Below are 12,132 nucleotides of genomic sequence, written 5' to 3'. Positions count from 1 at the left end.
TTGTTCGACAAGACCGACCGAAGCGATTCCTCCGCCCCATGGCGTTGGAATCGCTTCGGTATCGTATTCGCTGCGGTATGGATGGTGTTCCTCGTCGGCCCCTTCGTCGACTCGTGGAACCTACGCGGTGAACTGCGCGGCTGGACAGGGATGTTCGCGACTCTGGCGTTCGCGACGCTGTATCTGTTCGTCTTCGCCCGGACCCGGATCCGACGACAGAGCCAGCTGGTCCAGCCGACATTCCCCGAGTCCGCACTGATACTTTCCGTGCTGACGGCGTTGGCCGCGGTGATGATCACCAGCGTCGGGGCGACGGGCTTGGCGGCAGCGCCCTACTTGGCCGTGACAGCGGTCATGATGTTACCGACCGTCGCGGCCGGCATCTACTCGTTGGCGGTCGCAGCCACCGTCGAGATCATCAGCATGACGGCGGACTGGGGCAACTTCTCCGGAGTCGCACTCGGTGTGTGCGCGGCCGCGTTCGCCATGTCCGGCGTCATGACCCTGATCCGGCGCAACGCCCAGATGCTCCGAGAGCGTGAAGAGCAGGAAAAGCGTGCGGTACTCGAGGAACGGGCACGCATGGCCCGAGACCTCCACGACATCCTCGGGCATTCCCTCACCGTGATCACGGTCAAAGCGGAATTGGCAGGGCGGTTGTTGGATGTCGACGTCGAACGGGCCAGGGCCGAACTCGACGATCTCGAACGACTTTCACGCGACGCTCTGGCCGACGTCCGCTCGGCCGTCGAAGGATTCCGCGGCCTTTCGCTTCCAGTGGAGATAGCCCGCGCACGCGAAGCACTACGCGCTGCCGGGATCGAAGCCGAAGTGCCGGGAAGCACCGACGTCGTCCCGACTCGGCTGCGCGAACTCTTCGCCTGGACCATCCGCGAAGGCGTCACCAACGTCGTCCGGCACAGCGGCGCTCGACAGTGCCGCATCAGCGTCGACCGATCGAGCGTCTCCGTATCCGACGACGGCCGGGGGTCGGTCACGACCGGGTCCGGCAACGGCTTGATCGGACTGCGAGAGCGCGCCGGGGCCGCCGGAGCGAAGCTGATCATCGCTGCACCGGAAAATGGTGGTTTCACGCTGCAGGTGACGGAGAAGGAGGCGGTGTGAGTATTCGATTGCTCTTGGCCGACGACCAGGCGCTGGTCCGCGGCGCGTTGGCGGCACTACTCGATCTCGAACCCGACCTCGACGTCGTCGCCGAAGTGGGCCGTGGCGACGAAGTGGTTGCCGCTGCACTCGAATATCGACCGGATGTGGCGCTGTTGGACGTCGAGATGCCCGGCATGGACGGCATCACGGCCACTGCCGCACTTCGCGCCGCTGTTCCGGAAACCCGGGTCCTCATCGTCACCACCTTCGGTCGCCCGGGATTTCTTCGAAAGGCACTGCACGCCGGTGCCGGCGGGTTTGTGGTCAAGGACACGCCGGCTCGACAACTCGCCGACGCGGTCCGGCGTGTGCACGCCGGTCTTCGCGTCGTTGATCCGACGTTGGCCGCAGACAGCCTGACCAGTGGCGAGTCGCCTTTGACGGAACGTGAGAGCGATGTCCTGCGGGCGGCGCGGGACGGTGCGCCGGTGGCCGCCATCGCGGCGGCGTTGTTTCTGTCCGCCGGTACTGTTCGCAATCACCTGTCCGCTGCAATTGGCAAGACGGGCGCCTCGACGCGGGCCGAGGCCGTGAAGATCTCGGAATCCAACGGGTGGCTGTAGCCCACCATCATCCAGATCTACGACAAGTTGGACGTACTGGCAACTGTTTCGCAACCACATTTTTCGGCAAATTTGCCCGATTCACGCCAAGAGGGGACGAAATACCCTACGATAACCCGTGGCTGAGGGACGTTAGACCCCATCGCCGACGCCTCCGTAGCGGCACACTGGTTATGACGCAGTTATCCACAATGGAGACGTGCAATCGGGAGGGAAGTCTCATGCCGAATACATTCAATCGACGTTTGAACACATTGTTCGACACCTCCGAATTCCACGTCACCAATGCTGTCGTGGTTCGCGCAATGGCCGAACGTGGTTGCCGGATCTCCACGCCGTACCTTTCGCAACTGCGTACCGGCGTCCGTACCAACCCGTCACCGGAGATCGTTGCGGCACTCGCACACTTCTTCGGAGTTCACCCCGACTACTTCTACGGTCCGTCCGAAGCCCCGCGAGCCGTTTCCAGCGGTGGAGCCGATCTCACCGTCGTCGAGCAACTCCACAACGTCCGGCTGCGGAATCTGACGTCGCGAGTGGTGGACCTGTCCGAATCCTCGCAGGACCTACTCGTGGAAATGGCCGAGAACCTCCGAACGTCGGAGCGTCTGCCCAGAGTCCCACCGGACTCCAACTCCTACCTCTCCCGCGCCTGACACGGCCGTCGATTCACACCAGGACAGCGCACTTTTCCGCTGACACCCCGGTAGCCCTATGCTGGAGGGCGCAGCTGGTTCGCCCGGAACGGTCATGAGGAGCCCCGAAGACCGTTCCCGGCGTCGAAGCCTCGCCGGCACACGCCGACGAGGTGAGAGGGAACCCGGTGAAAATCCGGGACTGTCCCGCAGCGGTAAGCAGGAACGACCGCCGTCTACGCACTGGGCATTCGCCTGGGAAGCGACGGCCAGTAGGTTCGATCCACCCGATCGAGAGCCCGCGAGTCCGAAGACCTGCCGACTGTGTCGGGCACGCCGTGTCCGACGGTCCACCGCCTCGTGGAATGGGCGAGTAGATCTTCGTAAGGCTTCGTTCGCGGTGCAGGCAGCAATGCTCGACACCGTCGAAGCCTGGTGAGGTGTACCCGTCTACCGGCAGTGGCCATCAGTGCATTGGCAAACTGGAGAAACTCCGTGACAACACCTTTCGTCTCGACCGTGCTGGGCTCACCGCGCATCGGTCCCAATCGCGAACTCAAGCGGGCAACCGAAAGCTACTGGGCCGGCCGCGTCGACGCCGCCGCCCTGCAGCAGAGCGCCCGTGATCTCCGGCGGCGGGGCTTGGCCGCACAGCGTGAACAGGGCCTCGATTCCATCCCGGTCAACACGTTCTCGTTCTACGATCAGATCCTCGACACCGCAGTGCTTCTCGGCGCGCTGCCCGAGCGTGTCGCGTCGATCGCCGATCCGTTGGACCGGTACTTCGCGGCTGCCCGCGGCACCGACACCATCACACCTCTCGAGATGACCAAGTGGTTCGATACCAACTACCACTACCTCGTTCCCGAGATCTCGCCGTCGACCACCTTCGCACTCGACGCGTCGAAGGTGCTCACCGAACTCGCCGAGGCCACCGAAGCCGGCATCAACGCCCGACCCGTGGTCATCGGCCCGGTCACGTTCTTGCTGCTCTCGAAGGCGGTCGGCACCGACACTCCACTGCTCTCGCGTTTGAGTGAACTGCTCCCCCTCTACGCAGACCTGCTCGGCCAGTTGAAAGCAGCAGGCGCCGAATGGGTGCAGCTCGACGAACCCGCGCTGGTCGGTGACCGAACGGCAGCGGAGATCGAGCAGGCACGCGCTGCGTACGCCGAACTTTCGGCGCTGACCGATCGGCCGGCCATCTTGCTGGCGTCGTACTTCGGTTCACTCGGCGAGGCACTGCCCGCTCTCGCGTCCACCGACGTCGAAGGTATCGCGATCGATCTGGTCGCCGGTGACGATTGCATCGGATCCGTGCCGGATCTCAGCGGAAAGTTCGTCGTCGCCGGTGTCGTCGACGGACGCAACATCTGGCGCACCGACCTCGACGCCGCGCTGGCCACCCTGGGCGCACTGCTCGGTAGCGTCGACACGCTCGCGGTATCCACCTCGTGCTCGCTCCTGCACGTCCCGTACACCCTCGACGCTGAAACCGACGTCGACAAGGCGCTGCGGTCGTGGCTCGCGTTCGGCACCGAGAAGGTCAAGGAAGTCGTCACCCTGGCAACAGCTCTCACGCAGGGCCGCGAGTCGGTCGAGGACGAGTTCGCGCTCGCCCGCGCAGCCGCGTCCACCCGCCGCGACGATCGCCGCCTCAACGATGCCACGGTCCGCGGCCGCCTCGACGCCGTCCTGAACTCCGCGCTCGGCCGCGCCCCCGCCGCCGAGCGCCGGAAACTCCAGGCCGAGGTGCACGACCTGCCTGCACTGCCCACCACGACCATCGGTTCGTATCCACAGACCTCCCAGATCCGCGTTGCGCGTGCCGCACTGCGCACGGGTGAGATCGACCAGAGCGAGTACCTGCGCCGTATGCGCGCCGAGATCGCCGATGTGGTTGCACTGCAGGAGAAGCTGGACATCGACGTGCTGGTGCACGGTGAACCCGAGCGCAACGACATGGTCCAGTACTTCGCCGAGCAGTTGGAGGGTTTCTTCGCCACCACCAACGGCTGGGTACAGTCGTACGGAACCCGTTGCGTGCGTCCGCCGATCCTCTACGGTGACGTCTCGCGTCCGAACCCGATGACCGTCGACTGGATCACCTACGCCCAGTCGCTGACCGACAAGCCGGTCAAGGGCATGCTCACCGGTCCCGTCACGATCCTGGCGTGGTCGTTCGTTCGTGACGATCAGCCGTTGGCCGACTCCGCCAACCAGGTAGCACTCGCGATTCGGGACGAGACGGTCGATCTTCAGACCGCAGGCATCCGCATCATCCAGGTCGACGAGCCTGCCCTGCGCGAGCTGTTGCCGCTACGCGCCGCCGACCAGCCCACCTATCTCGACTGGTCTGTCGGTTCGTTCCGCCTGGCCACCTCTGGTGTCGCGGACTCCACCGCGATCCACACGCACCTGTGCTACTCCGAGTTCGGTGCGGTCATCGGTGCCATCGCCGGGCTCGACGCGGACGTCACGTCCATCGAAGCAGCACGTTCACATATGGAGGTGCTCGGCGACCTGAGTACCGTCGGTTTCGACCTGGGCGTCGGGCCGGGTGTCTACGACATCCACTCGCCGCGCGTTCCCGGCGTCGACGAGATCGCCGACTCACTGCGTGAGGCCCTCAAAGCCGTTCCGGTCGAGCGTCTCTGGGTGAACCCGGACTGCGGCCTCAAGACCCGCGGGCAGGTCGAGGTGGAAGCGTCGCTGCGCAACCTCGTCGAGGCCGCGAAACTGGTGCGCGCGGAACTCTAGCGGCAAAACCCCTGTGCGCCTTTTCGGTAGCGTCCACTACCGAAAAGGCGCACGAGGGTGTCAGTATCCGTCGTGCGCTGCACCCAGTACCACGACACCAAGCCGCGCCGGACTGTCGGTGCGGTTGTGCCACGCGTGCGCAGTTCCGTTCTGCACGAGGTAATCCCCCTGCTTGAGGACGACATTTCCGGAGTCGAGTTGCAGTTCGACCTCACCCTCGAGAACAACCACGAGATCCGCAGAGGGCGTGTGGTGAATCGGCGAGTTCGGATCGGACTTGGTGATCGCGTCCGGACTGTTATCGGATGCGCCTGCCGGGCCCTGACCCGTCGGATAGACGACCAACTCGGCCAACCGGACTCCACCGGGTGCCGGCATCGGCGGGCTCGTCACCGATCCCGTACCGTCGTCCGGGAAATGCCCCGGCCCGTCCGCACCCCACAGCATGGCCGACTGCCATCCGTCGGCAGTGAGATTGGGGTTGGGCGCGATGCGCTGGTCGCTGACTACCAGGCCTCGTTTCTGATCGTCGTGACCGGTGATCACGAGTCGGGGATCGCTGACCGATACCTGTGAAACCGGCTTCGTGTCAGTGGAATCGGACTTGTCGTCGCTGTCACCGGCGCATCCGGCAAGAATAACGGCGAGCGTTCCCACGGTCAGAAGCCTGCCGGAGGCTCGCGCTATTCCGACTACGTTTCGTGCGGCGATCTTCGAGGCCGTGCTCGTCGAGCGTGTCAATTTACTCCTCAGATAAGTACGTATCCGCGCGCCTTGACGGGGTGGACCGCCGAGCAGTCCGGCCACCGACGGCGCAGCGGCTCGAATGTCGAAGATTCTCTATCCCAGCTTCACCGGGAGGGCGTTGAGCTGATTGACCAGCGAGCTCCAACCACGCTCGGGCTGACCGTTCAGCTCCAGGCGTACCCCGCGTCGATGAATTTCCTCGAACAGCGTCTTGAGTTCCACCTTGGCCAACATGCTTCCCACACAACGATGTACACCGCTACCGAATGCGACGCCCTCCGCAGCCAAAGGCTTCGGATCACGAAACGGATCGAACCGATGTGGGTCGACGAACACGTCCGGATCGCGATTGGCGGCCGCAAGCATCAACTGCATGGTGTCGCCCTTCGAAATCTTCTGACCGTTGAATTCGAGATCCCGAGTGGCGGTCCGCGCCACGTTCAGAGCGGGAGTGACGTAACGCAAGCACTCCTCCACCAACCGCAGATACCGACCCGTCTCGAACGCCTTCTCGAACGTGGCCCGCGTCTGCTCGCTCTCGACCATCAACCGCAACGACTGAGACATCAGGGTCTGAGTCGTCTCGGTGCCCGCGACGAGAATCCCCGACGCGTACATCTGATATTCGAACTCGTCGATCTCGCCGCTGTCGAGTGCGGTCGCGACAACCGACAGCAAGTCGTCCTGCGGATTGCGCAGCTTCTCCACGCCCAAAGCTGCCATGTACTGGCCGATCTCACCGAACACGCCCGCGAACGCCGCACCCCCGTCTTCCTCCGCCTTCGCCTGAGCGACGAACACGTCGAGCGACCATTGCACGATCTGCTCGCGGGACTCACTCGGCACACCCATGATCGCGCTCATCACACGACCCGGAATCAGCTTCGCCACGTCTTCGACGAAATCGAACTCCTTGCGCGCGAACGCCGCATCGAGAGCCTCTTCCGTCACCTCCCGCACCCACCCGTCGAACCGCTTCACGATCCGAGGACCGAAGGATCGCGACGCCATCTTGCGAAGTCGACTGTGCACAGGCGGATCCATGAACAGAATATGCTTCTGCATCGGGCTGTCACCATCCATGTTCCCCAACGGATAGAAAGCCCCGGGAACCGAACTGAAATCTTCCGGACGAGACTCGATGTCCATCACATCCTGGTAGCGCGTCACCAACCAGAACCCACCGTTGTACGTCCCGCCAGGCGTCGGCTGCCATACCAGACGCTCACGATCTCTGACACGATCCAACGCTTCGTGCGGAACACCCGACACGTACAGCGCCGGATCCGTGAAATTCGGCTCCTGCAGCACATCGTCAACAATGATCGTCATAACCCCACCAACTCGATTCGGAAACTGCCAACACACGTACGGCCGGGCAGCATCACCTACGACACCGCCCGGCCGCAACACTGCAGAGAAAGCCAAACTCAACCAGCAGCGCCGGCCGCCATCATCGCCAGAAGCTTGGTGGGATCGTTGTATTCACGCCAGTGGGCGATCTTGCCGTTGTCGTCGAACTCGGTGATACCCGCGATCGGGGTGGACAAGATGATGCTGCCGTCCTCCCGAAGCAGGTGATCGATCCGTTCGTGGAACACCCGGTTACCCACCTCGGTGATGTGAAGAACTTCCACCCGGATGCAGTCCATTCCGAGCGGCGAATCCTTGGACGGTGCAACGATCTTCTCGATCGCCTCGTCGAATCCCTTCACCTCGGGTAGCGACTCGGTGTTCCACCAGATCGTCTCGTCGGTGAAGACATCCCTGAACGATTCCACGAAGGCCTCGTATCCCAAATCCCACTTGTTCCAGAAATCGATCAACCTCTGCGAGTTCGGACCTACAGTGCTCACGCGTATCCTCCATGTCGAAATGTGCGTTTGACGGTGCGTTTGCACCAGAAGACCCTCGTCGAAGGGTCCGATTGTCCTGATCGGAGGTCGCGACTGCCACTCCGGTAAACAAAGAGTTCCGAGAACGGATCGAGTTCATCGCCGGCCTAGCGATTCGTTCGATTCCGTCGAAGCCCAGAACCCCTCTACGGCACTACGATCGGCTTCGCGCGGTCACCTGCCAGTGACCGGATTTCCGAATCCGACTGCTTACCATTCCTCCCCGAGTTCAGCTGACGCCTCCGATCCCGCCATACAATCGGCAAGCACTCGAACGTGAGTAAATTCGCTCTCACCGCTCCCTGTGTCTCGCATCACATACGGTATACCGAATACGGAATGCCGTCAACAAACTCACATACTCACAGGTCCGTACGTCGCCATGACGGCGAGACCACTCGGCGGAGGTGTCTGCGGGTGCGGAAATGAAAAGTCCTTTTCCGCCGTCCGGAATCTCTGGCGACAAGGACTTCGGAAATCATTGCGGAAACCTCTCCGTCGAATGCAGATGCAGGGGCTGCGTGCGGCGCCGAGAAAACACACATGGCCCGCACGAGAGTGCGGGCCATGTGTGTTCGTACGCCTAGAGGCCAGGAGACGGTGATGCCAGAACCGAACCTTGTCGGCGCAGCTGTGGGGCCGGCTCGAGCCAGGTGCGATCAGGCTACGACCGCGCGCTGCGGCACACCCGAGTACTGGCTGAGCGGCCGGATCAGAGCGTTGGATTGTCCCTGCTCGATGATGTGAGCGGTCCATCCGGTGATTCGGCTCATCACGAAGATCGGTGTGAACATCTCGACGTCGAAGCCCATGAGGTAATACGCCGGGCCGGTGGGGAAATCGAGATTGGGCTTGATGCCGGTGGCCTCGGTCATGGTCTTGTCGAGAATCTCGTACATCAGCACCCACTTGTCGCCGTCCGTGACAGCGGCGACGTCGATGAAGGACTGCTTCATGGTGGGGACTCGGGAGTCGCCGTTCTTGTAGACGCGGTGGCCGAAGCCCATCACCTTCTCCTTGGCCGCAAGCTTGGCCGACATCCACTCCTGAGCGCGGGCGGGATCGTCGATCTCGAGCATGTCGTGCATGACCGCTTCGTTGGCCCCGCCGTGCAGCGGACCCTTGAGCGCGCCGATGGCGGCGGTGACCGCGCTGTAGATGTCCGAAAGTGTGGACGTGACAACACGCGCAGCAAAGGTCGAGGCGTTGAAGCTGTGCTCGGCGTACAGGATCAGCGACACCTCGAAGGCTTCGACGATCGCGTTGTCCGGGACCGAGCCGAAGCACATGTTCAAGAAATTCTCGGCGAACCCGAGATCCGAATGCGGCGCGATGGGGTCCTGCCCGCGTCGACGGCGGAAATCGGCGGCAACGATGGTCGGCAGTACTGCGGTCATCCGCAACGCCTTTGCCAGGTTCTCCTCCTCCGAGTTGTCGTCCTCAGCCGGATCTTCGGCACCGAGGTAGCTGATCGCAGTACGAACAACGTCCATCGGATGACAGTTGTCCGGCATCTTGGTCAACAACGACAGCAGCGAACGATCGGCGCGGCGGGCCGCTCGCTCGCGATGACGCAGCAGTTCCAATTGAGCCGGCGTCGGGAGTTCGCCGTACCAGAGCAGGTACGCCACCTCCTCGAAGCTGCAGTTGGCAGCGAGATCCTGCACGGCGTATCCACGGTACGTCAGCGAATTCGTTTCGGGGACAACCTTGGAAATGGCTGTGGTGTCGACCACCACTCCGGCCAGGCCTTTGTAGATGGTCGGAATCTCTTCGGTCATGCCCTACTCCCGTCCACACTGAAATTGAATATGCCACTGTCAAATTCGTTGTATCGCTCGTATTCGAGAACCTCGTACAGGCGACTGCGATGCTGCATCTCACCGAGCAATCCCTCCTGCGTTCCACTCTCATGGATCTCGCGAAGCCCCTTCTCGATGGCGAACATCGCGAGCCGCAAGGTGGTCACCGGGTAGATCACGGCGTTGAAACCGATCTCTTCCAACGTCTTCGCCGAAATCAGATCCGACTTGCCGAACTCGGTCATGTTCGCCAGCAGCGGAGTGTCGATCGCCGCGCGGAACTTCTCGAAGTCGGCTTCCGTAGCCAGGGCTTCGGTGAAAATGAGGTCGGCGCCGGCGTCCGCGTAAGCATGGGCCCGCTCGATGGCCGCGTCGATGCCGTCGATTCCGGCAGCATCGGTGCGGGCGCAGATGACGAAGTTCGGATCACGTCGCGCTGACACCGCCGCACGGATACGGCGCACCATGTCCTCGGTCGGAACGATGGCCTTGCCGTCGAGATGTCCGCAACGCTTGGGATTGATCTGATCTTCCAGGTGCAGGCCGGCTATCCCGTCGTCCTCGAAGATCGTCACGGTGCGGGCAGCACTCATGGGCTCGCCGAAGCCGGTGTCCGCGTCGACGAGCGTCGGCAGATCCGTGACCCGCGCGATTGCCTTGCTGTGTGCGGCAACCTCGCTCAGCGTCGTCAATCCGATGTCGGGAAGCGCCAGTCCGGCGGAGAACGCACCACCGGAGACGTAAACACCTTCGAAACCGATTTCCTGGATCAGTTTGGCCGTCAACGGATTGATCGCGCCGGGCAGACGGACGATCGTGTCCGACGCCAACCCTGCTCGCAAGGCGATGCGCTTGTCGGCGGCAGATGTCGATGCGGCGATGAGTCCCGTCATCAGAAGAGCCCCTTGCTCACCTTGGGCGCGCGGGCGAGGACGTCGGCGGACACTGTGAAGGTGAGCTGATCCAGCTCGCCTGCCTTCAGTTCTGCTGTACGTGCGGCGGCGTCGAGGAATCGATCCTGTTCGGCCGGTTCGATGACGCCGTCGGCGAGAGTGCGGAACTTGGCGACGTACTGTTCGCGGGCGAAGGGTCGTGCCCCCAGCGGATGTGCGTCGGCTACGGCGAGTTCGTCGACGATGACTTCGCCGCTCTTCAAGGTGATTTCGGCGCGGGCACCGAAAGCCTTCTCGTCCGGATCGGTCGAATGGTAGCGGCGGGTCCACTCGGCGTCCTCGCGGGTGGAGATCTTGTTCCACAGCTCGATCGTGTCCGGGCGCTGCGCACGCTCGGGCGCATAGGAGTGCTCGTGATGCCAGGTGCCGTCCTGCAACGCGACGGCGAAGATGTACATCACCGAGTGATCGAGGGTCTCACGCGAAGCGCTCGGATCGAACTTCTGCGGATCGCCGGAACCGGTGCCGATGACGACGTGCGTGTGGTGGCTGGTGTGGAGCACGACGGAGGCGATCTGATCGAGATCGCCTACGCGCTCACGCATCCGGCGGGCCAGGTCGATCGGTGCCTGGCTCTGGTATTCAGCGGAATGTTCCTTGGTGTACGAGTCCAGGATGGCGCGCTTGGCCTCACCCGCACCCGGCAGCGGTACGTGGTATTCCTTGTCGGGACCGCCGAGCAGCCAGGCGATGACGCCGTCTTCGCCTTCCCAGATGGGGGACGGTGCGCCTTCGCCGCGCATCGCACGGTCGACAGCTTCGACGGCAACCTTGCCTGCCAGCGCGGGAGCGTAGGCCTTCCAGCTCGAGATCGCGCCCTTACGGGACTGACGGGTGGCCGTGGTCAGGTGCAGAGCCTGACCGATCGCCTGGTAGACGGTCGCGGTGTCGAGACCGAGCAGAGTGCCGATACCGGCGGCGGCCGACGGGCCGAGGTGTGCGACGTGGTCGATCTTGTTCTCGTGCAGGCAGATTGCGCGCACCAGGTCGATCTGGATCTCGTAGCCGGTGGCCAGACCGCGGATCAGGTCCTTGCCGTCGCGCCCGGTGTGCTGGGCGACGGCGAGAATCGGGGGAATGTTGTCGCCCGGATGCGAGTACTCGGCCGCGAGGAACGTGTCGTGGAAATCGAGTTCACGTACCGCGACACCGTTGGCCCACGCCGCCCATTCCGGGGAGACATTGCCCGGGACACCGAAGACGGTTGCGCCGGGGCTGTACGGATGGGCCTGAGCCTGAGCGCGTGCATTCACGACCGGGCGGCGGACCAGGGATGCGGCCGCGACGGATGCGTTGTCGATGATCCGGTTGACGATCATCTCCGACGTCGCATCGGAGACGTCGACGGAATCGGTGGCGACCTCGGCGATCTTCCACGCGAGGTGCTCTTCCTTGGGGAACTCTTCGGCTGAACGGCGGGTCCGTACAAGGTGCGTCTTCATCGATCCTCTTTCCACGTGCTTCGGTATCTATTTGCACGCTACGCACCCCGAGCAGGACGAAGAAGGCCCTCACACCTGCCTATTTGTGCGAAATCAGTTCTGCAATGTTGCGAATGTTGCGAATCTGCGAACGGTAATGTGATCCTCGTTCAGTCCCGTAGGAGGCTC

General features: G+C 63.1%; 10 protein-coding genes and 1 riboswitch. Of the genes, 4 read left to right on the top strand and 6 right to left on the bottom strand.

Features of this window, described 5'->3' with window-relative positions; genetic code table 11:
- The 4 genes from ABH922_RS02460 (at position 1) to metE (ending at position 5,125) form a co-directional block, all read left to right on the top strand.
- Entirely contained in the window at positions 1 to 1,125 is a 1,125-nt protein-coding gene (locus ABH922_RS02460) for a sensor histidine kinase (protein WP_424805420.1), read from the top strand.
- Positions 1,122 to 1,730 carry a response regulator gene (locus tag ABH922_RS02455; RefSeq protein ID WP_424805419.1) on the top strand — a complete coding sequence of 203 codons (609 nt, stop codon included), beginning with the start codon at positions 1,122 to 1,124 and terminating at the stop codon, positions 1,728 to 1,730. The genes ABH922_RS02460 and ABH922_RS02455 overlap by 4 nt, the downstream gene beginning before the upstream one ends.
- A gap of 221 nt (positions 1,731 to 1,951) precedes the next feature.
- The gene (locus ABH922_RS02450) at positions 1,952 to 2,386 is read left to right on the top strand and encodes a helix-turn-helix domain-containing protein (RefSeq protein ID WP_424805418.1); all 435 of its coding nucleotides are present in this window, start codon (positions 1,952 to 1,954) and stop codon (positions 2,384 to 2,386) included.
- Positions 2,387 to 2,504: 118 nt separating this feature from the next.
- Positions 2,505 to 2,702: riboswitch (cobalamin riboswitch) on the top strand.
- 158 nt (positions 2,703 to 2,860) lie between these two features.
- Entirely contained in the window at positions 2,861 to 5,125 is a 2,265-nt protein-coding gene (gene metE, locus ABH922_RS02445; protein WP_424805417.1) for a 5-methyltetrahydropteroyltriglutamate--homocysteine S-methyltransferase, read from the top strand.
- A 60-nt stretch (positions 5,126 to 5,185) separates the two neighbouring features.
- Here the strand turns inward: metE and ABH922_RS02440 are convergent, their stop codons facing one another.
- From ABH922_RS02440 to prpD, 6 genes are all read right to left on the bottom strand, one after another.
- Positions 5,186 to 5,866 (bottom strand): cupin domain-containing protein, encoded by a 681-nt coding sequence (locus tag ABH922_RS02440; protein WP_424805416.1) that lies wholly within the window; start codon positions 5,864 to 5,866, stop codon positions 5,186 to 5,188.
- A 99-nt stretch (positions 5,867 to 5,965) separates the two neighbouring features.
- The gene (locus ABH922_RS02435) at positions 5,966 to 7,204 is read right to left on the bottom strand and encodes a cytochrome P450 (protein WP_424805415.1); all 1,239 of its coding nucleotides are present in this window, start codon (positions 7,202 to 7,204) and stop codon (positions 5,966 to 5,968) included.
- A gap of 98 nt (positions 7,205 to 7,302) precedes the next feature.
- Positions 7,303 to 7,728 (bottom strand): limonene-1,2-epoxide hydrolase family protein, encoded by a 426-nt coding sequence (locus ABH922_RS02430; RefSeq protein ID WP_424805414.1) that lies wholly within the window; start codon positions 7,726 to 7,728, stop codon positions 7,303 to 7,305.
- Between the two features lie 698 nt (positions 7,729 to 8,426).
- The gene (locus ABH922_RS02425) at positions 8,427 to 9,548 is read right to left on the bottom strand and encodes a bifunctional 2-methylcitrate synthase/citrate synthase (protein ID WP_424805413.1); all 1,122 of its coding nucleotides are present in this window, start codon (positions 9,546 to 9,548) and stop codon (positions 8,427 to 8,429) included.
- On the bottom strand, positions 9,545 to 10,462 hold the full coding sequence (gene prpB, locus ABH922_RS02420; protein ID WP_424805412.1) for a methylisocitrate lyase: 918 nt from the start codon (positions 10,460 to 10,462) through the stop codon (positions 9,545 to 9,547). The genes ABH922_RS02425 and prpB overlap by 4 nt, the downstream gene beginning before the upstream one ends.
- Entirely contained in the window at positions 10,462 to 11,964 is a 1,503-nt protein-coding gene (prpD, locus tag ABH922_RS02415) for a 2-methylcitrate dehydratase PrpD (protein WP_424805411.1), read from the bottom strand. Before prpD ends, prpB begins: the two co-directional genes overlap by 1 nt.
- Positions 11,965 to 12,132: the final 168 nt, after the last annotated feature.

Origin of the sequence: Rhodococcus sp. 27YEA15 (assembly GCF_049739425.1) — a bacterium.
GTDB lineage: Bacteria > Actinomycetota > Actinomycetes > Mycobacteriales > Mycobacteriaceae > Rhodococcus_F.
This window is presented reverse-complemented; position numbering and strand designations above follow the sequence as displayed.